The sequence below is a fragment of the Streptomyces sp. NPDC088261 genome, from assembly GCF_044740805.1.
Taxonomy (GTDB): domain Bacteria; phylum Actinomycetota; class Actinomycetes; order Streptomycetales; family Streptomycetaceae; genus Streptomyces.
The window spans coordinates 257,345-277,462 of sequence record NZ_JBIURL010000004.1 but is presented as its reverse complement, the minus strand read 5'-3'; the positions used below and the strand labels follow the sequence as shown (position 1 = coordinate 277,462).

General features: G+C 71.1%; 17 protein-coding genes. 10 read left to right on the top strand and 7 right to left on the bottom strand.

Annotation, left to right across the window (positions count from 1 at the left end; all coding sequences use genetic code 11):
• The first annotated feature begins 71 nt into the window (after positions 1-71).
• The 4 genes from ACIODU_RS10935 (at position 72) to ACIODU_RS10920 (ending at position 3,171) form a co-directional block, all read left to right on the top strand.
• On the top strand, positions 72-509 hold the full coding sequence (locus ACIODU_RS10935) for a DUF6278 family protein (RefSeq protein WP_401766377.1): 438 nt from the start codon (positions 72-74) through the stop codon (positions 507-509).
• Between the two features lie 225 nt (positions 510-734).
• Positions 735-1,664 carry a glutamate ABC transporter substrate-binding protein gene (locus ACIODU_RS10930; protein WP_356422104.1) on the top strand — a complete coding sequence of 310 codons (930 nt, stop codon included), beginning with the start codon at positions 735-737 and terminating at the stop codon, positions 1,662-1,664.
• Between the two features lie 8 nt (positions 1,665-1,672).
• A complete protein-coding gene (locus ACIODU_RS10925; protein ID WP_401766374.1) occupies positions 1,673-2,317 on the top strand; it encodes an amino acid ABC transporter permease in 645 nt (214 codons plus the stop codon).
• A complete protein-coding gene (locus tag ACIODU_RS10920) occupies positions 2,314-3,171 on the top strand; it encodes an amino acid ABC transporter permease (RefSeq protein WP_356422098.1) in 858 nt (285 codons plus the stop codon). The genes ACIODU_RS10925 and ACIODU_RS10920 overlap by 4 nt, the downstream gene beginning before the upstream one ends.
• Positions 3,172-3,409: 238 nt before the next feature.
• Here ACIODU_RS10920 and ACIODU_RS10915 read toward each other — a convergent pair whose 3' ends face one another.
• Positions 3,410-4,627 carry a methyltransferase domain-containing protein gene (locus ACIODU_RS10915; RefSeq protein ID WP_401766372.1) on the bottom strand — a complete coding sequence of 406 codons (1,218 nt, stop codon included), beginning with the start codon at positions 4,625-4,627 and terminating at the stop codon, positions 3,410-3,412.
• 165 nt (positions 4,628-4,792) lie between these two features.
• On the opposite strand from ACIODU_RS10915, the gene rfbA reads away from it, so the two are divergent.
• On the top strand, positions 4,793-5,671 hold the full coding sequence (gene rfbA, locus ACIODU_RS10910; protein WP_401766757.1) for a glucose-1-phosphate thymidylyltransferase RfbA: 879 nt from the start codon (positions 4,793-4,795) through the stop codon (positions 5,669-5,671).
• 55 nt (positions 5,672-5,726) lie between these two features.
• On the opposite strand, the gene ACIODU_RS10905 is transcribed toward rfbA, so the two are convergent.
• Entirely contained in the window at positions 5,727-6,872 is a 1,146-nt protein-coding gene (locus ACIODU_RS10905) for a winged helix DNA-binding domain-containing protein (protein ID WP_401766369.1), read from the bottom strand.
• Between the two features lie 263 nt (positions 6,873-7,135).
• On the opposite strand from ACIODU_RS10905, the gene ACIODU_RS10900 reads away from it, so the two are divergent.
• The 3 genes from ACIODU_RS10900 (at position 7,136) to ACIODU_RS10890 (ending at position 10,084) form a co-directional block, all read left to right on the top strand.
• Entirely contained in the window at positions 7,136-7,816 is a 681-nt protein-coding gene (locus tag ACIODU_RS10900; RefSeq protein ID WP_401766366.1) for a dTDP-4-dehydrorhamnose 3,5-epimerase family protein, read from the top strand.
• Between the two features lie 9 nt (positions 7,817-7,825).
• Entirely contained in the window at positions 7,826-8,974 is a 1,149-nt protein-coding gene (locus ACIODU_RS10895; RefSeq protein ID WP_401766363.1) for a nucleotide disphospho-sugar-binding domain-containing protein, read from the top strand.
• A gap of 117 nt (positions 8,975-9,091) precedes the next feature.
• Entirely contained in the window at positions 9,092-10,084 is a 993-nt protein-coding gene (locus ACIODU_RS10890) for an NAD-dependent epimerase/dehydratase family protein (RefSeq protein WP_401766360.1), read from the top strand.
• Between the two features lie 79 nt (positions 10,085-10,163).
• Here the strand turns inward: ACIODU_RS10890 and ACIODU_RS10885 are convergent, their stop codons facing one another.
• Genes ACIODU_RS10885 through ACIODU_RS10865 form a run of 5 tightly spaced genes read right to left on the bottom strand, consistent with a single transcriptional unit; the run spans position 10,164 to position 15,973 of the window.
• Positions 10,164-10,892, bottom strand: a complete 729-nt coding sequence (locus ACIODU_RS10885) for a class I SAM-dependent methyltransferase (RefSeq protein WP_401766357.1) — start codon at positions 10,890-10,892, stop codon at positions 10,164-10,166.
• A 4-nt stretch (positions 10,893-10,896) separates the two neighbouring features.
• On the bottom strand, positions 10,897-12,117 hold the full coding sequence (locus ACIODU_RS10880; protein ID WP_401766354.1) for a cytochrome P450: 1,221 nt from the start codon (positions 12,115-12,117) through the stop codon (positions 10,897-10,899).
• Positions 12,118-12,150: 33 nt separating this feature from the next.
• Entirely contained in the window at positions 12,151-13,380 is a 1,230-nt protein-coding gene (locus ACIODU_RS10875) for an FAD-dependent oxidoreductase (RefSeq protein WP_401766351.1), read from the bottom strand.
• A 30-nt stretch (positions 13,381-13,410) separates the two neighbouring features.
• Positions 13,411-14,874, bottom strand: coding sequence for an alpha/beta fold hydrolase (locus tag ACIODU_RS10870; protein WP_401766348.1), 1,464 nt, complete (start codon positions 14,872-14,874; stop codon positions 13,411-13,413).
• Positions 14,875-14,929: 55 nt separating this feature from the next.
• Positions 14,930-15,973, bottom strand: coding sequence for a ketoacyl-ACP synthase III family protein (locus ACIODU_RS10865; protein ID WP_401766346.1), 1,044 nt, complete (start codon positions 15,971-15,973; stop codon positions 14,930-14,932).
• A gap of 182 nt (positions 15,974-16,155) precedes the next feature.
• On the opposite strand from ACIODU_RS10865, the gene ACIODU_RS10860 reads away from it, so the two are divergent.
• Positions 16,156-17,202 carry an acyltransferase domain-containing protein gene (locus tag ACIODU_RS10860; RefSeq protein ID WP_401766343.1) on the top strand — a complete coding sequence of 349 codons (1,047 nt, stop codon included), beginning with the start codon at positions 16,156-16,158 and terminating at the stop codon, positions 17,200-17,202.
• Positions 17,195-20,095 carry a type I polyketide synthase gene (locus ACIODU_RS10855; RefSeq protein WP_401766340.1) on the top strand — a complete coding sequence of 967 codons (2,901 nt, stop codon included), beginning with the start codon at positions 17,195-17,197 and terminating at the stop codon, positions 20,093-20,095. The genes ACIODU_RS10860 and ACIODU_RS10855 overlap by 8 nt, the downstream gene beginning before the upstream one ends.
• Positions 20,096-20,118 lie beyond the last annotated feature (23 nt).

Below are 20,118 nucleotides of genomic sequence, written 5' to 3'. Positions count from 1 at the left end.
GTGCGGGACCCACCCCGGCGCCCGGCCGCGCCCTATGGTGACCCGGCCGGGGGAATGGCAGGCTGAGCAGTATGAACATCCCTTTCTTGGACAACTGGCGCGAGCGGCGCGGCGACACCCCCGGTTCGCCGTCCGCCTCCGCCGCCGGGGAGTCGGCCGGTGTCGCCGAGCTGCTCTCCGAATGCGAGCTGCTGCGCGTCCGGGCAGGGCAGAGCGGGCTCGAACTGGACGACTCCCCGGCGTCGTTGGAGGCCCTCGACCAGCTGCCGCCGCGCTGGCGCGACGACCCGGAGGAGCTGCCCTGGCTGGGCAACGACGCGGGCCTCTACCTGGGCACGGTCATCGTCCGTACGATCCCCGGCGCCGTCTGGAACATCTGGCCCGACGGGCACCCCGTCGTCCGGCTCGCGTCGGGCCGGGAGATCCGGGTCGTGGAGGCGGGCGTCGAGTGGGCCGGCACGGGCGCGCCCGAGCTGTCCCAGGTGTACGCGGAGGCCCAGGAGGTCTGAGGCGCCGACGGCCCCTGGGCTGGGGGAGAGCACGGCCGCCAGGGGCTGCCCGCGCGGCACTGCCCGTGCGCGTACACCCGTACCCACGCGTCTGTGCGGCAAATCGCCCCTGTGTAGTAAATACGGCTTATGCCCGATTTTAGCGTGTCGGCCGTGAAGTCCCTTGTCCGGCTGGATAGTTTGCGCTGACCTCGACCGGTCGAGAGGGGGTGAGTGCGGACCGTGATGCCCGGCAGAACGCCGCGTACGGCGCGCACGTCCACAGCTGCGGCGCTCGTCCTGCTCGCCGCCGCGCTCGGCGCGGGCTGCGGCAAGGACGGCAGCCCGCCGGTGAAGGGACCCCGGGTGGAGGCCCTGCCCCGGTACGCCGTGGACGCCGCCTTCCGGCTCCCCGACTCGGCCACCTGGAAGAAGGCGAAGCGGCGCGGCCACCTGGTCGTGGGGGCCAAGGAGGACCAGCCGTACCTGGGCGAGAAGGACCCCGCCACCGGCGTCTACTCCGGCTTCGACATCGAGATCGCCCGGATGATGTCCGCGTCCCTCGGCTTCGCGCCGCGGACCGTCAGCTTCCGTACGATCGCCTCGGCCAACCGCGAAACCGCCCTCCAGAACGGGCAGATCGACTACTACGTTGGCACCTACACCATCAACGACAAGCGCAAGAAGCTCGTCGGCTTCGCCGGCCCGTACTACCTCGCGGGCCAGTCCCTCCTCGTCGGCGCGGACGAGAAGGACATCAAGGGCCCCGGCGACCTGGCGGGCAAACGGGTCTGCTCGGCCGCCGGGTCCACCCCGTACCAGCGGATCCAGCGGGACCACCCGCGCGCGGAACTCGTCGCGTACGACGCCTACTCCGTCTGTGTGGACAATCTGCTGACCTTCCAGGTGGACGCCGTCACCACCGACGACACCATCCTCCAGGGCTTCGCCGCCAAGGTCCCCGACGAGCTGAAGGTGGTCGGCGAGACCTTCTCCGAGGAGCCGTACGGCATCGGCGTCCCGCGCGGCGACCACGCCCTGCGCCTGGCGCTCGACGACGCCGTCGAGGCCCACCGGGAGAACGGCGACTGGCAGAAGGCGTACGACGCCACCCTGGGCCTCTCCGGCCGCCCCGCGACCTCCGCCCCGCCCGTCGACCGCTACCCGGCGAGCTGAGGCCGGCCATGGACGTACTGACCCAGAACTTCCCCCTCTACCGCGAGGGCTTCCTCGGCACGGTCGAGCTGACGTTCTACGCGTCGCTGATCGCGCTGTCCGTGGGGCTGCTCATGGCGGCCTTCCGGGTCGCTCCCGTACGGGCCCTGCGGGCCGTCGGCGCGACCTGGGTGAACGTCCTGCGCAACACCCCGCTGACCCTCCTCTTCTTCGCGGTCCTGCTCGGGCTGCCGCGCTTTGGACTGGTCCTGCCCTTCCGGCTGTTCGCGGTCCTCGCGCTCGGCTGCTACACCTCGGCCTTCATCTGCGAGGTGGTGCGCTCCGGCATCAACACCGTGCCCAAGGGCCAGGGGGAGGCCGCCCGCAGCCTCGGGATGACCTTCCCCCAGACCCTGGCGTACGTGGTGCTGCCGCAGGCGTTCCGTACCGTCATCCCGCCGGTCGGCTCCACCCTGATCGCCCTCGCGAAGAACTCCGCGATCGCGGGCGCGTTCAGCGTCACCGAACTGCTCGGCACCTACCGGACCCTCAACGAGCGGGGGTTCAGCATCGTCTGGACCTTCGTCTGGATCGCCGTCGGCTACTTGATCATCACCCTGTCCCTCAGCGCCCTCTTCGGCGTGATGGAGAAGCGCTGGGGGATCGCCCGGTGAGCGAGTCGACCGTCCTCTACGACCTTCCGGGCCCCGGCACCCGGCGGCGGCACGGCGTGTACGCGGTGGTGTCGACCGCCGCGCTCGTGGGGGTCGTCTGCTGGCTGCTGTTCCTCCTGCTGGACTCCGGGCAGTTCACCGCCGTCAAGTGGACTCCCTTCCAGTACAAGGGGATTCAGGAACTCCTGCTGCGCGGCCTGGCCAACACCCTCAAGGCGTTCGCCCTCGCGGCCGTGCTCTCGCTCGCGCTCGGTGTCGTGCTGGCCGCCGGGCGGCTCTCCGCGCACCGGCCGGTCCGGTGGCTCGCCACTCTGCTCGTCGAATTCTTCCGGGCCATGCCCGTCCTGGTGATGATCTTCTTCATCTTCGTGGCGCTGCGGGTGCAGGCCCTGCCCGCGCTGGTGGCCGGACTGACCTTCTACAACGGATCCGTGCTCGCCGAGGTGTTCCGTACCGGAGTCAACTCGGTCGAGCGCGGGCAGCGGGAGGCCGCGTACGGGCTGGGCATGCGCAAGACCCAGGTCATGAGCTACGTGCTGGTGCCGCAGGCGGCACGGGCCATGCTCCCCACGATCGTCAGCCAGTTGGTGGTCGCGCTCAAGGACACCTCGCTGGGCTATCTGATCACGTATGAGGAGTTTCTCCACGCGGGAAAGCTCATCGCGTCGAATCTCGACTACGATTTGCCGTTCATCCCTGTGGTGATGGTGATCTCGCCGATCTACATCGGGATGTGCATGCTGCTCTCCTGGTTCGCCCACCGGCTGGCCAGGCGGCAGCGGCGCAGTCCGAGAACAGAGGCCGCGGGGGTACCCCCGGCCGAACCAGGGACGCTGCTGCCGGGCGCGCAGTAGCTCAGGGGCAATGGCCCGTCCGGCAGCAGCCGGAGATCACTTCTCGTACCGAGGACCGGCGTGCGCCAACGTCCGGCCGGGGCGGGTGGAAGGTCAGCTGCGAGCCGGTCGGGTTGTGCTCGATGTGGAGCGGGCCCGCGTCGCGGAGGTAAGCGACGGGGGTGCCGTTCCGCGGGGGCCGTGAGCAACGGCGAGGGCTGGTGCGGCAGTTGTCGGGAAGGTCTCACGGGAGGAGGCCTCAGACGACGCGCACGTCCGGGACGTACAGGATCCACTTGCCGCCCTGTTCCCGGAAGGCGCTCTCCTTGGCGATGATCTCCTGGGCGTGGTTCCAGGCGAAGAGGAGCACGTAGTCCGGGTACGGCTCCGCGAATTCCTCGATGGGCCGGATCGGGACGTGGGAACCGGGGCTGAGGCGGCCCTGCTTGGCGGCCGTGGAGTCGAAGATCCTCGGGACGAGATCCGGGCCGATCCCGGCGTAGTTCATCACCGTGGCGCTCTTCGCGGTCGCCCCGTAGGCGGCGACGCTGTGCCCGGCGGCGCGCACTTCGCGCAGGAGTCCGGTCAGCTCCTCGCAGTTCCGCTTCACCTGCATGCCGAACCGTTCGAGGATCGTGCTGTCGACGATCTGGCGGTGCCGCTCGTCCTCGATCAGGGCCGCGACCTCAGGACGCGGTTCGCGCCTGCCCTGCCGCACCAGGGTGTAGCGGACCTCGCCGCCGTGCACGGGGAGCCGCTCCACGCCGACCAGTTCGAGTCCGAACCGCCGCGCCGCCGCCCGGACCGAGGAGGCCGAGAACAGGTAGAAGTGCTCGTCGTAGATCTGGTCGAAGCTGGCCCGCTCGACGATGTCGCCGAGGTACGGGTCCTCGAAGACGAACACCCCGTCCGGCGCGAGAAGGGTGTCCACCCCCCGGAAGACAGAGTCCAGGTACGGGATGTGGCAGATCGTGTTGGCCGCGTAGATGACGTCGGCCGGACCGTCGGCCGCCCGGATCTCCGCCGCCGTCGACTCCTGGAAGAAGTCGACGTGGACCCGGATGCCCTTGGCGGCGGCCAGTTCGGCGACGTCGCGGGACGGCTCGACGCCCAGGTGCCGTACGCCGTTCCGCGCGACGGTCCGGAGCATCGCCCCGTCGTTGCAGCCGATCTCCACGATGAACGGATCGGGACCCTGGCACTCCGTCGCCATCAGGTGCCGGGCCGTCTGTTCGAAGTGGTTCCGCATCACGGACGAAAGCGAGGAGTGGTACGGGTAGTCCTCCCGGAACATCCGCTCCCGGGGCACCTCCTCCAGGAGCTGCACCATCGTGCACTGCTCGCACACGCCGACAGCCAGTCGGTAGAAGAATTCCGTCGAAGTGTCGTCGGGCCTCCGGAACGCGTCCGAGAGAGGCTGGCTCCCGAAGTCGAAGAATTCCTGTACCGGGCCCCGGCAGATACGGCAGGTTGTCATGGCGGCACGTTACGAATAAGTGCTAGAAGTCGACTCGAAGGAGGCTCGAGATGAATTCTTCTCCGGCGGTGGGATTTGAGTCCGTGTCGACTCGCGCTCGAATCCCGCATGACTTATTCGGCGTGTGCGTTCGACGCGTTACGACTCTGGAAGTGGGGACACCTCGTGAAGGGGATCATCCTGGCGGGTGGCGCCGGAACCCGGCTCCACCCGATCACTCTGGCCGTCTCCAAGCAGCTGCTCCCGGTGGGCGACAAACCCATGATCTACTATCCGCTGAGCGTTCTCATGCTGGCCGGAATCCGGGAAATCCTGATCATTTCGACACCTCGGGATCTCCCGCAGTTCCGTAGGCTGCTGGGCGACGGCTCACACCTCGGGCTGGCGATCGAGTACCGGGTGCAGGCCGAACCCAGGGGGCTGCCGGAGGCGTTCGTCATCGGCGCCGACCACATCGGGGACGACTCGGTCGCGCTGATTCTGGGGGACAATATCTTCCACGGCCACGACTTCTATTCCATCCTGTCGAGGAACAGTGTCGATATTCAGGGCTGTGTTCTCTTCGGCTATCCGGTGAACGACCCCGAGCGGTACGGCGTCGGCGAGACCGACGGAAGGGGGAATCTCGTCTCGCTGGAGGAGAAGCCCGACAGGCCGCGCTCCCACACCGCGATCACCGGCCTCTACTTCTACGACAACGCGGTGGTGGACGTGGCGAAGAACGTGCGGCCGTCCGCCCGGGGAGAGCTGGAGATCACGGATGTGAACCGTTGGTATCTGGAGCGCGGCCGCGCCCGGCTCGTCAATCTGGGACGGGGATTCGCCTGGCTGGACACCGGAACTCCGGAGTCGCTGCTCCAGGCCGGCCAGTACGTGGTCACGCTGGAGGAACGCCAGGGAATCCGCATCGCCTGCATCGAGGAAGTCGCCCTACGGATGGGGTTCATCGACCGCGACCAGTGCCACCGGCTCGGCGCCGGACTGGCCAAGTCACCCTACGGCCGCTATGTCATGGCGATTGCGCGGGAAGGCGCGGAGCGATGACCCGCCCCGCCCCGCCTCCGGTGACCAGGCGCCCGTGCGGCGCCCGCGGATCCCGTCAGCCGTCCCCTTCGACCGGGGTGAACCGGAGCCGGTGGGTCGCCGCCCTCTCGGCCGCGAACCGCAGCAACCGGGTCCCCTCCTCGGCCACCGCGTCCTCGTCGCTCCCGGACAGGGGCTTGAAGAGTCTGACCGTCAGGGTGGCCACCCCCTTCTGCTGCTTGATGTTCCAGAGCCCCTCCACGAAGCCGTCCACCAGCAGCGCGGCCTCGACGATGACGTGCTTGCGGCGGTCGTCGGCCATCATGCGGGAGCGGTCCGCGTGGCCGAGGACGACGTTGTCGAGCGCGGCGAGGAAGCGGACCGGAACCGGTGTGTCCGGGGCCGGCAGGGGTGCGTCCGGAAGGTCGAACAGTTCGGTACCCGTCTCCGTGCGGAACACCCGCAGGCGCGGCCTCAGCGCGTCGGCCACCTCGGCCAGCCGGGTCATCCCGCTCCAGGCCTGGACGTCCCGGACACTGGCCGGCCCGAACGCCGCAAGGTAACGCAGGAGGAGTTCCTGGGCCGGCGGTCTCCGCGCCCCGGACTCCCCTGCCGCCCCCGTCCGTTCCCGCGGCCCGGCTCCTCCCGTCTGCGCGAGATACCGGTCGGCGAGCGCGAAGGGCGTGGTGCCGTGCCGTCCCCAGGTGCCGTTCGGCGGCGGGTGCACGATCTGCAACAGGCCCTGCACCGAGCGGGCCAGGGCGACCGGGTCGCGCCCCGGCCATCTCTCGGTCAGCGCCCGGCCCAGTTCGGGCCGGGTCAACTCCGCGTCGCGGAGGAGTTCCCGCGCGAAGTCCGCCAGCTCGGTGAGGTCCAGCCCCTTCGTGAACCTCCCGAATCCGCCCTTCTGCCAGCGGTCCAGCATGGGCTGGAGCAGCGGACGCAGCCACAGGTAGTCCTGGGCGGCGAGCAGGTGCTGCGTCCCCCGGAAGAGGGTGGCGCGGACCACCTCGCGGTCGCTCAGCGACCGGGTGAGATCGTCGAGACGGAAGCCCGCGATACGGCTCCACAGCCCGATGTAGGGGGGATCGGGGTCCTGCGCCTGCAATCCGACCAGATGCTCGATCACCTGAACGGCCGACAGGTTCTCCGAGCGCTCGGTCAGTAACTGCCGTCGCAGGGTGGCCCGGTTCAGATCCCGGAGGGTGAGCGTGGCGGTCATCGTGTCCCTTCGTCTGCCCGCGAGATCCGGCCGCCCCGCACGGGCCCGGGGGAGTCGGCCGGAGAGCGGTCGTGTTTCGGGGGCACGGTAGTCCGCATCGCGGTCAGTTGTTGACCTCGATCCGCGCGTCGGGCCCGGGCCGTTCCGCCGCGCCGCCGCCCAGCCGCCTTCCAGGCGGATTCGAGGCGACTGCCGCAGAGTCCGCTCGGACCGCACCGAGGCGGCCCTCGCACGGCCCGGAACAGCACACAAGGAGTGGGCGAATGAAATCGCGCGAGCTGACGGTCACCGGCGCCCTCGAATTCACTCCGGAGGTGTTCAGGGACTCCCGCGGGTTCTTCGTCTCACCCTTCCAGAAGGCCGCGTTCGTCCAGGCCGGCGGACGTCCGCTGTTCCCCGTGTCCCAGGTCAGCGTCAGCCGGTCCCGGCTGGGCGTCGTCCGGGGGGTGCACTTCACCGCGACCCCGCCCGGAGTGGCGAAGTACGTCTACTGCGCCCAGGGCAAGGCACTCGACCTCGTGGTGGACCTCAGGGTCGGCTCACCCACCTTCGGCACCTGGGACAGCGTGCTGCTCGACCAGGAGGATTTCCGGGCCGTCTATCTTCCCGTGGGGGTGGGCCACGCGTATGTCGCCCTGCACGACGACACGGTCATGTCGTACACGCTCTCCGGCAGTTACGTGCCGGAGAACGAACTGGCCCTCTCGTTCTTCGACCCCGACCTGAAGCTCCCGCTGCCGGACGGCATCGAACCGCTGGTTTCGGAACGGGACCGGGTGGCACCCAGCCTGGCCGAGGCCGCCACACAGGGGCTGCTGCCGCGTTACGGCCGGTGCCTGGAGATCGAGGCGGAGCTGACCGCGGTCTGCCGGACGCCCGGAACGCCCGGCGCGGAGCCTGGCGCACCAGCCGGATTCGAGTCGGATTCCGGGTCCGTTACGTAGTTTCCGGTCATGAAAATTCTGCTGACCACGGGTCCCGCGCATCCCCTTTACTACCCGATCGTCCCGCTGGCCTGGGCACTCCGCTCGGTCGGGCACGAGGTACTCGTGGCGGCCCCGGCGAGCTTCGAGCCGGCCGTACGAGGATCGGGCCTGCCCATGGCGGCGGTCTGCGGCCCGCTCGACATGGGCGAGGTCATGGCCAAGGACCGGCACGGCCGACCGGTCGCGGTGCCCGACGCGGACGCGGACATGGCGGCGGGCATCGGTGCCGGCTTCGGACGCCTGGCCGCGCGCACGCTCGACGGCACGCACGACCTGGTCGGCCGTTGGAAACCGGACCTCGTCGTCGCGGAGTCGTACGCGTACGCGGCCGCCGCGGTGGCCGCCTCCGCGCACGGCGTTCCCTGGGTCAAGCACACGGTCGGGCCCGGAGACCTCCCGGTCGGCCCGTGGGTGGCGGAGGAACTCGCGCCGTTGCTGGACCGGTTCGGCCTCGACGACGTGCCGCGGCCCGACCTGGTCCTCGACAATTGCCCGCCGATGCTCGGCCAGGCCGGCGACGCCCAGGCGCTGCGGTACGTGCCCTACGGCGAGCCGGGCCTCGTGCCCGACTGGGTGCTCGGCGGACGGTCGCTGCCCCGGATCCTCGTCACGCTCGGCTCCGTGCAGCCGCAGATCGGCGGCATCCCGATGCTCGCCCAGTTCGTGCGGGCGGTGGCGGAACTGCCGGTGGAACTGGTGGTGGCCGTGGCCGATCACCTCGTGGACGCTCTGGGGCCGCTGCCCGACTCCGTCGTCGGCGTCGGCTGGCTCTCCCTCACCTCCGTTCTGCCCAGCTGCGACGCCGTCGTCCACCACGGCGGACCCGGCACGATGATGGCGTGCCTGGCCCAGGGACTGCCCCAGGTGGTCGTCCCCGGCCGAGGCAAACCCCTCGACGCGATCGGTCGGCTCGCCGAGTTCGGCGCGGTCGTCCGGCTGCCGCCGGCGGAGCTCACCCCTGAGGCCCTCAGGGAGTCCTGCCGGGCACTGCTCGACGACGCGCGGTACGGCAGGCAGGCACGCGCCGTCCAGGAGCACATCGCACTCCAGCCCTCGCCCGCCGAGGTGGTCACCGTCCTGGAGAACCTCGTGGGCAAGGCCAGGGCCGCCTCCTGAGGCAGGTGTCCCGTCCCGCGGGCCGACGGACTCCCCCGACCGGCCCTCAGCTCTCCCGGGCAGCCGATCGCGTGACCGGCGTCGCCCCGGCGACCCCGCACCGAAGGGGAAAGCACCATGACACGGCGAGAGTTACGGGCCGGGCCGCCGGCCCGGCCCGCGGTGGCCGTCCTCGGCGGCACGGGCTGGATCGGCCGCCATGTGTGCGCCGCCCTGGCACGGCGGGGTCACGACGTGCTCGTCGTGGCCCGCCGGCCCGCCCCCCATGTCGCGGCCCACCGGTTCGCCGCGCTGGATCTGCGGACCACCCCGGCGGGCCACCTCGCACGGATGCTGCGCGCCGAGGGCGTGGGTACGGTCGTCAACGCGACCGACGCGGCCAACGCCACGGACGGCTGGTCCGGGAGCGAGGAAGAGATGGCCGTCCTGAACGTGGACCTCGTGCGCCGTCTCGTCGCGGCGATGTCCGCGCTTCCGCGGGGCTCGCGCCTCGTCCACGTCGGCACCCTCCACGAGTACGGTGACGTCCCCCGGGGCACGGTGATGCACGAAGAGCTGCCTCCCCGTCCGGCCTCCGCCTACACGCGGACCAAGCTCGCCGGCTCGCGGACGGTTCTGGAGGCGGCCCGCCGCGGTGAGGTCGACGGACTCGTACTCCGCCTGGCGAATGTCAGCGGGCCGCATCCTTCGCCGGCGAGCTTCCCGGGAAAGTTGGTCGGGATGCTCCGCGAGGCGGTGGCCTCGGGCCGGCGGATGACGGTGAGCGTGACCGATTCCGGACGCGACTTCGTGGACGTCCGGGACGCGGCGGCGGCGGTCGTCGCCGCGGTCGGGAGCCCCGTGACGGGGAAGGTCTTCAACATCGGCGGTGGACGGGCGGTCAGCATGGACGAACTGGTCCGGCTCTTCGTCGCCGGCGCGGGATTTCCGCTCAGCAGGCTCGACGCGCGCCGCCAGGAGGTGGGGAGCCTCGGCGGTTCCTGGACCCGGGCCGACATCCGGCTCGCCGGCGAGCTGCTCCACTGGCAGCCCCGGATCGGGCTGGCGCGGTCTCTGCGGGACATGTGGGAGACGGCCGAGACCGAACGTCGTACGACCGGGCCTGCCTGACCGGATGTCACCCGCTCCCGGGCGCGGGTCCGCGCGGCGGAACCCGGTGGATCCGGGCCCCGCGCCACCGCGACGCGGGTCAGGTGAGGACGCCCACGAACAGCCCGCAGCCGAACAGGCCGCCCGCGACGTACTCCACCGCGCAGCCCGCCCGCCGGAAGGCCGCCTCGTACTGCTCCCTGGTGAAGAGAGACATCCGGTGGACGTCCGTGAAGTGTCCGATGCCGGCGTCCTTCCGGGCATCGATGTAGTGCACGACGATCGGTACGTGGTCGCCGTCCCTGGCGGAGTGGGACACCCGGACGGTGACCCGCTCGTCGGTCCTGATGACGTCCTCCGCGATGTAGCCCGGCAGGAACGCCTCGGGGAAGTACCAGGGCTCGATCACCACGACACCTCCCGGGTTCAGATGGCGCACGATGCTCTTGAGCGTACGGTCCAGCTCGTCCGGCGACTCCAGGTAGCCGATGGAACTGAACATGCACACCGCCGCGTCGAAGGAGCGGTCGAGATCAAAGTCCCGCATGTCGCCCTGGTTCACCGGCACCCCCGGGAGCGCGGTCGCGGCCCTGGCGATCATGTGCTCGGAGAGTTCCAGTCCCTCGACCCCGTCGAAGTGCTCCCGGAAGAAGGCCAGATGGCCTCCGGTCCCGCAGGCGATGTCCAGCAGCGAGGACGCCCCCGGCATCCGGGAACGCACCAGGTCGGTGACGGCGGCCGACTCGGCCGGGTAGTCCTTGCCCCGGCCGGCGTAGATCAGTTCGTAGAGCTCGGCGAGCCCGGATCCGTAGGTGTCCTCCGTCCTCACCGCGTCACACCTCCCAGGTGACGGGCAGTTCGTGGACGCCGTACACGATCGCGCCCTCCTTGCGGGGGATGTCCTCCAGCGGCCGGTCCAGCCGCAGGGTGGGTATACGGCGGAACAGCGTCGTCCAGACGACGCGCATCTCCAGCCGGGCGAGTTCCGCGCCGATGCACAGATGCGCACCGTGCCCGAAGCCGACCTGCTTCCGGCTCCCGCGGCTCAGGACCAGGCGCTCCGGATCGGGGAAGATCTCCTCGTCCCGGTTGGCGGTCAGCAGCAGGCACAGGATGCCGTCCCCCGCCGGGATCACCGTCCCCGCGATCTCGATGTCCTCCAGGGCCACCCTCGGCACCCCGATGTCGCCGATCGTCACCATGCGCAGGAGTTCTTCCGTGGCCGGTTCGATCAGGGTCTCGGGGGAGGCCAGCAGCTCCGCCAGCTGGTCGGGGTTCTCCAGGAGGCAGGCGGTGCCCAGGGAGAGCATGCTCGCGGTGGTCTCGTGACCGCCGTTCATCAGCATGCGGATCATGTTGACCGCGTCCCGGCGGGTGTAGTCGCCGGCCTTGCGGAACTGCTCGATCACCGTGCTGGCCAGGTCGTCGCCCGGCTTCTTCTCGCGTTCCGCCACCAACCGCTCGACATACGCGTTGACCTCGACGATCGCGTCCTGCCGTTGCTGGGGGGTGCTGTGGCCGCCGAACATGTTGTTGCTGTGCTCGATGATGAAGTCGTGGTCGCCCTGCGGCATCCCGAGCATCTCGCAGATCACGGTGGTCGGCAGGGAGAGTGAGAACAGGCGGTGGAAGTCCACCGGCGGAGGCAGGGCCAGCAGCCGGTCGATGTGTTCGTCGACGAGTTGCTGGATCCGGGGAAGCAGCTTCTGCACCCGCTGGTACGTGAACGCGGCCGCGACCTTCTGCCGCGCCCGGCCGTGCTCCGGCGGGTCGTACCCGATGAACGAGGTCTCTGTCCTGGCCTGCGGCGGGGGGACGAAGTAGAAGGGGAAGTTGTCATGCTTCCGGGAGGCGCTGGCGCGTGGGTCGGTGAGCAGGCGGCGGATGTTCTCGTACCCCGTCACCGCCCACACCCGCAGACCGGACTGGGCGAGAGTCACCTGGGTGACGCCTTTCTCGACCATCTCCCGGTACTGCTCGGGCGGGGTGAACGGGCACTGGCGGGAGTAGGGGAAGGTCTCCTCCGCCACGGGTTCCTGCACGGTGTCGGTCATCGCGGGTACTCCTCGGGTGAGTGACGGGGGCGGTCACGACGTCGTCCTGAGCCCCCGCGGGTGGTTCCCGGCGGGCTCCGGGGCGTCCCAGTCGATGTGGTGACTGAGCATCCAGGTGGGATCGGTCCTGCCGGACGCGTTCCTGAAGGCCCGCGAGATGAAGAAGTTGCGCACCTGCCGTCCCACGGCACCGCGGCGTATGTTGCCCTCGCTGTTGTACTTGCCCTGGGCCACGATGTCCTCGACCCGTTGTCGGCGGGCCGCCTCGTAGGTGGCGAAGGCCCCGTCGACGGAGCCCGAGTCCCGAAGGCACTTGGCCAGCACGACCCCGTCCTCCATGGCGACGGAGCAGCCCTGCCCGGCTGTCGGGGAGACGGCGTGGGCGGCGTCCCCGATCACGATCATGCGGTCGCGGTGCCACCGGGGCACACGGTGCAGGTCGTAGGTGGGGGAGGGCGGCGCGAGATCGTCGGTGGCCCTGATGATCTCCGCGGCGGGTGTTCTGTCCTTCTCGAACAACCGCAGCAGGTCCTCGCGCCAGTTCTCCGCCACCCGGCTCAGCTCCGCCGGGTCCGGCTCGGCCGGGCGCGGGGGGTTGGCGAACCACCAGAGGTCACCGTTGGGGTGCTTGGTGTAGCTGAAGAAGCTCTTCCGGCCGAAGAACATACGGATGACTCCGGGTGGTCCTGGCGTCCTGACACCCCGTGCGCAGCCGAACGCGTTCAGCACGCCGAGGTAGCGGGGGGCCGGCGCGGCGGGATCGATGATCCGTCGCACCTGGGAGCGCAGGCCGTCGGCGCCGACCAGCAGATCGCCCTCGGCGTGATCGCCGTCGGCGAAGACGGCGCGGACGCTGCCGCCCGCGGTCTTCGCGTCGGTGATCCGCTTGCCGTACTCGACCGGGATCCCGCGCCGGACGGCCTCGTCCCGAAGGGCGATGTAGAGGGCGGACCGCCGGATGGTCTGGATGATCATCCCCTCGGCCGAGATGCGGTCCGTGCGTACGTCACCGGTCAGCGCGCGGCCGGTGTGGCTGTAGAACGCGATCCCGGGGGTGTCGAATCCGTCGCGTCGCACGAGGTGACCCAGCCCTACGCTGTCCAGGGCGTCGATCCCGTTCGGTGCGATGTTGACGAAGTTCCCGATGCCGTCGGCGGTACGGTCGAACGCTTCGTAGATGGTCGGTTCGAATCCTGCCTTGCGCAGGGCGATCGCGGCGACGGTGCCCGCGATACCGCCGCCGATGACCAGCGCGTGTGTCATGTCTCTCCTCAACTCGGGCGCACGCGGGCGCTAAGCGGTGTGCGCGGTGCCGGTGCCGACCGGGTCCGTCGGTACGTCCGGGCGGGACACGGTGCTCGGGCAGGTGGTGTCGTCCGGCAGTACGCCGTCGACGAGGTAGGCGTTGACCAGGTGGTCCACCGCCGGGTTGCGGCGGAACGCGTAGATCTCGTGTTCGCCCGAGTCCGAGACGGTGATCAGCCGGTGGCCGAGCAGTGCTGCCATCGCGACCGCGCCCGCGTAGTGGTCCGTCGGATCGCCGTCGGCGTGGACGACGAGGCCGGCCGGGTATCCGTGCCCGCTCAGGACGGTGGGCGCCTCGGGCGGGGTGAACGAGCGGAACGCGCCGACCCACGGCTGCGCGCGCATCACTCCGTATCCGTACGGATAATGGGTACGGAAATGGCGCATGTCGTCGTAGTACACGTCGAGTTCGGTGGGCCAGTCCTTCTCCAGGGTGACGGCGTCCAGGACTCCGCACCGCGTCGTGCCCTCCGTTTCCGACGGCGGCCAGACCTTCTCGTCGGAGAGCCACGCTTCGGCCGCCGCCACGTCACCGTGGCGGAGATCGGCGACCAGCCGCCCGAGCTCCTCCCAGCGCGCGCGGTCGGCCGAGCGTGAACCGACCGCCCCGTCGTACAGGGTGCGCAGGAAGGTGTTTCCGGGGCGCGCGACCAGACCGGCGGCGGCCTCCTCGACCGCCCCGATCACGTCCCCGGCGGAGGTGCCGAGGCCGAAGTGCCGGTGACGTTCGGACACCCAGGCCGCCCACAGCCCGAGATTGGCGCGGTGGGCCCGGCCCTGGGCCATGAACTGCTCCCGCCAGGACCAGTCCGGGTGCACGCACGAGTCGAGTACGCAGCGGTCGAGGCGGGCCGGGAACATGCTGCCGTAGACCGCGCCGAGATACGTTCCGTAGGTATAGCCGAGGAAGTTGATCGTCTCCTCGCCGAGCACCTCCCGGATCAGATCCATGTCCCTGGCGAGGTTCCGGGTGCTGAAGTGCGGCCGGATCTCACCGCCCGCCCGCTCGGCGCCCTTCTCGCGTTCCGCGAAGTCGTCGGCGATCGCGGTGAAGTCGGCATCGGCGGGACGGCTGTCGAACGGCGCCTTCACCGGGGTGATCTCCGCCCGCAGGGGTGTGGAGGCGCCAGTTCCGCGCGGATCGAAACCGATCACGTCGTAGCACTCGCCGAGCGGTGTCGGCGAGAGGGCGAGCGGGAAACGGCGCCCCAGCCCGAAGTAGCCGCCGGGTCCGCCGTTGACGGCGAGGAGCACCCCCCGCCGGCGCCCGGGGTCCGTGGCCCGTATTCGGCTGAGGGCGACCGACAGCCGCCGCCCGGCCGGGTTCGTGTAGTCGAGCGGGACCTCGACCTGTGCGTGCTCCGTGCCGTCACCCGACGGCGCGGGCGACCAGACGAGCCGCTGACGGTGGTAGGCGCGCAGGGGATCCGCTGGATCAGTGACAGTTTTCATGGCGCGGTGCACGACCTCCGGGTAGATGGGACGACTGGGCCGGACCACGGCCGCCTCATCCGCGGTCCGTGCCGGCGGTCGGCGACGGATCCCGGAGGATTTCCAGGATCGCCACCGACCAGGAGAAACCGCCGCCCGCGCTGATGAGGGCACACAACTGGCCGGGAAGCAGGGAACCGGTGCTCACAAGGTGTGCCAGCCCGGCGAACGGGTCCCCGGCGCCCAGATGCCCCACCGTGCGGCCCCACGGCCAGGTACTGCGCGCGGGGTCGATGCCGAGGGCGTCGAAGAACTGGTAGTCCATCTTGGGCCGGCCCAGGTGCGGCACCACGAACCAGTCGAGGTCCGCCGCCTTGGCGCCCGCTTCGGCCAGAGCCCGCTCGTACGCCGTCCGCTGTCCGGCCTGGATCCGGTCGAGCAGCCGCGACAGGCCCACCTCCTCGACCAGGAGCGTCCGGTGGGCCGCCATGCTGATGGGGGACCGGTGGGTGAGCGGGGCCGTGGCGAACGGATCGTCGCCCCGGCCCATCGTCTCCAGGGTCGGATCGGAGACGGTGACGAGTCCGGCGATCCGCGCGAAGCCGCCGGCCGCCGACAGAACGAGCGCCGTGCCCCCGTCCCCGCAGACCGTTCCGGGGTCGCTTTCCCACCGGTCGAACCCCGGCAGGGTGAAGCGGTCGCCGGTGGTGATCAGGGCGCTGTGCCGGGCGCTGTCGGCCCGCAGGTGGGCGACCGTCAACTCCATCGCCGCCATCCCGCCGTTGGAGAGCTGCCCCACCTCCATCGCCGGACAGACACCCCCGACGGCCTCGCGCTGCACGTACGAGGCCGGTGCCCAGAGGTCGTGCCCCTGGAAGTACGTGCCCGCGTGCAGGACCAGGCTGATCTCGTCCGGTGCCGCACCCGCGAGGCGGAGGGCGTCCCTGGCCGCGTCGACGGCCATCTCCGGTCCCGACCGGTCGGCCACACACACGGAACTCATGCCGGACCGCCGGATGGTGCGCAGGTCGGCGAGACCGCGCTCCGCCACCTCGGCGACGGGCATGGCCGCCGGCAGATGGAGCCCGACACCGGATACGTACACGTCCCCGACTCCCACCGAATCCTCCTCGTGCCCACCCGGCCGGACCGCCCGCGAGCGCCGGCGTCCTGAGGCCGAAGTGTGCTTCGCCAGGATGGAAGCGGGCTTGAGGCGGGATGGAGATGGACGGTTCGAACCATCCTCCGGTGAGCCTCGAATCCGTACCCGCACCATCGGCTCAGCCGAGGAAAGGTACGCGGATGCCCGTGTCGGAACAGCCCGCCCCGCCCGTCGCCCTCATGTTCGCGGGGCAGGGGGCCCAGCACCCGCGGATGGCCGCGGGCCTGTACGGCCGGGAGGAGACCTTCAGCCGGTGGATGGACCGGTCCTTCACACTGTTCGGGGACGACGGTGACCGGCTCCGCGCCGAGTGGCTCGCGCCCGAGCCCTCTCCCCTGTACGACGACGTCTCGGTGGCCCAGCCCCTGCTCTACGCGGTGAACCACGCCCTGGGGCGCATGGTGCTCGGATGGGGGGTGCGCCCGGTGGCGATGCTCGGACACAGCGTGGGGGAGCTGGTGGCAGCCACCCTGGCCGGGGTGATCGACTTCGCCGACGGGATCCGGCTGATGCGAGGGCGGATCGAGCTGTTCGCTGCCACCCCGCCCGGCGGGATGCTCGCGGTCGCGGCCGCGGTGGACGAGGTCGCCGAGGTGCTGGGGGAGGAGGTGCACCTCGCGGCGCTGAACGCCCCCCGCCAGCTGCTCCTCGCCGGCGAGTCCGCGCCCCTGGCCGACGCGGCGACGCGGCTGACGGCCAAGGGGCTGGTCTGGCGGGAGGTCCTGGCGCGGCAGGCGTTCCACAGCCCGGTGGTGGCCCCGGCCGTGACGGCCTCGCTGCCCGACTGGGAAGCAGCGCCTCTGCGGTCCCCGGCCCTGACCGTCTACTCCGCGTACACCTGCGGGGTGCTGACCGACGGTGAGGCCCTCGACCCGCGGTTCTGGGCCGAGCAGGCCTCCTCGACGGTCCACTTCGCACCGACGCTGTCCGCCCTGCTGGCCGACCACGACTGCCGGCTCCTGGAGGCCGGTCCCGGCAACTCTCTCAGCGCGCTGGCCCGGCGGCAGCCGACGGTGGCCGCGGGCCGCAGCACCGTCCTGTCCCTGCTGCCGCCCGGCGGCCTGGGGGACGAGGCCGACCTGCGGGCGGTGGAGACGGTACGACGCCTGCTCCGGACGGAGCGGACTCCCGTCGCACCCGCCGCCCGGCGAACCGATCTGGCCGACTCGGGAGGACACCGTGTCTGAGATCCCCGCCCGCGAACCCGCTCCCGGTACGGACGGACCCCTTGCCGTGGTCGGTATGGCCTGCCGGTTTCCGGGGGCCGAGGATCTCGACGCGTTCTGGAACCTGCTGCTCTCCGGCTCGGACGCGATCGGCCCCGGCCCACAGTGGCGTGCCGGCCGGCGCCCCGGTGGCTACCTCGCCTCCGTCGACCACTTCGACGCGGAATTCTTCGCCATGTCCCCGCACGAGGCGGCCGCCGCGGACCCGCAGCAGCGGCTGCTTCTCGAACTGACCTGGCACGCGCTGGAGAACGCGCGCATCCGGCCCGACTCGCTCTCCGGCAGCAGGACAGGCGTCTTCGTCGGTGCCTGCGCGGACGACTACGCGATGCTCAGCCGGGTGGCCGGCGCGCCGACTCCGTACACCCTGACCGGCGCGGGCCGGGCCTTCCTCGCCAACCGGGTTTCCCACGCTTTCGGCTTCACCGGCCCGAGCCTGGTGGTCGACACCGGCCAGTCCTCCTCCCTCTCCGCCCTGCATCAGGCGGTGCACGCGGTGGGGCGGGGCGAGTGCGCCACCGCGATCGTCGCGGGCGTGCAGCTGAACCTCTCCGCGGAGGGCGACGAGGTCGTCGAAGCGATCGGCGCGCTGTCCCCCACCGGGCGCTGCCACACCTTCGACGCGCGGGCCGACGGCATCGTGCGCGGCGAGGGGGCCGGCGTGCTCGTCCTCAGACCGCTGGACCAGGCCGTCGCCGCCGGGGACCGCGTCTACTGCACCGTCCTCGGCACCGCCATGAACAACGACGGCGGAAGCACCGGCCTGACCGCACCCAGCCGGGCGGCCCAGCAGGACCTGGTCGCCATGGCCCACCGCCGGGCGGGAGTGTCCCCCCGAGAGGTCGATTACATCGAACTGCACGGCACCGGGACCGCGTTGGGGGACCCCGTGGAGGCATCGGCCCTGGGAGGCGTGTTCGCCCCGGGCCGCTCGCCCGGCGAGGCGCTGCTCGTGGGGTCGGTGAAGACCAACATCGGCCACCTCGAAGGGGCGGCCGGGATCGCCGGCTTCATCAAGACGGCACTCGCCCTGCACCATCATGAGCTCCCGGCCAGCCTCAACTACCGCGAACCCAACTCCGCTATCGATCTCGCCGCGTTCCGGCTGCGCGTGTGCGACGAGCGGCAGCGGTGGCCGGAAGCGGCCACGCCCCTGGTCGCCGGCGTCTCGTCGTTCGGGCTCGGGGGCACCAACTGCCACGCCGTGCTCGGCGAAGCGCCCGTACGGCCGGACCGGGCACCGGCGCCCGCCGTCACGACCGTGCCCGTCATGGTGTCGGGCCACACCGAGGCCGCGATGCGGCAGCAGGCGGCGCTCCTGGCCGACGAGCTGGGCGCCCCCGGGGCGGATCCGCGCGCGCCGGCCGACCTCGGGCTCGCCTCGGTCACGACCAGGACCGCGTTCCGCCACCGCGCCGCCGTCGTCGCCTCCGGCACCGACCAACTCGCCGTCCGGCTGCGGGCCCTGGCCGACGACGCCCCCGACGGTTCGGACGGCATCGTCCGGGGCCGCCCCGACAGCGGCCTCACGGCCTTCCTCTTCCCCGGCCAGGGCTCCCAGCGGGAAGGCATGGGACGGCGACTCCACAAGGAATTCGGAGCCTTCGCCCGCGCCTTCGACGAGGTGAGCGCGGCGATGGAGCCCAGCCTCGGCGTCAGTCTCTCCGACGCGATGGGGGAGGACCACGGTCCGGCGGGCCGGAGCTGCGTACCGCCGACCCTCTTCGCACTGGAAGTCGGCCTCTACCGGCTCCTGGAGTCCTGGGGACTCGTACCCGACCTGCTGCTGGGACACTCGCAGGGGGAGATCACCGCCGCTCATGTCACGGGCATCCTGTCCCTCCAGGACGCGGCGACGCTGGTCGCCGAGCGGAGCCGGCTCATCGACGCGCTGCCGCCCGGCGGAGCCATGATCGCCGTCCAGGCGCGGGAGACCGAGGTCGGCGAGATCATCGCCCGCCAGAGCGGGCTGGTGGGCATCGCCGCCGTCAACAGCCCGACATCCGTGGTGGTGTCCGGCGAGGAGCGGGCCACCCGGAAGGTCGCCGAGCACTTCGAGACGCTCGGCCGCAGGACCCGCCGGCTGCGGGTCGCGGTGGCCGGCCACTCCCCCCTGATGGCTCCCGCGCAGGAGGGCTTACGGGCCGTCGCCGGGCAACTGGCCTGGCACCGCCCCTCCGGTCCCGTCATCGTGTCGACGGTGACGGGCAGGCCGGCCGCGCCCGAGGAGATGAGCGCCCCGGACTATTGGATCCGTCACATCTGCGCGCCGGTCCGGTTCGGCCCGGCGCTGGACCGGGCCCACCGGGAGGGCGCGCGGCTCTTCGTCGAACTGGGTCCCGGACGGGGACTGACCACCATGGCGGGTGAGGCCCTGACGCACGGCGACGAGATGTTCGTGGCACCGCTCGATTCCGGTGACGAGGCCGAGGGCCTGGCCAGGACCCTGGCCGCCGCCCACGTCCTCGGCAGGCGGGCCGACTGGCCCGCGGTGTACGGACCCCAGGCCCGCCCCGCCGACCTCCCGCTCTACCCGTTCCAGCGCCGGCGGCACTGGCTCGACAGCCGGACACCGGATCCGGTGCCCCCTGCGGATCCGTCCGCCCCCCCGCCCGTACGAGACCCGTTCGAAATCGTCGTCACGGCCACGCTCGACATCCTGGGCCTCGGAAAAGACGCCGACCTGAACCTGCACCGCTCGTTCCACGACATGGGCATGGATTCGCGCATGGCCGTGGCGCTCAGGACGACGCTGGCCAAGCTCATCGGCCGGCCGCTGCCCTCCACGCTCCTCTTCGACTGCCCCTCTCCCGCCTTGCTGATCGACGCCCTGGAACGGGAAACCCCGATGTGACCGGCCTGTTCCCACGCGGCCCG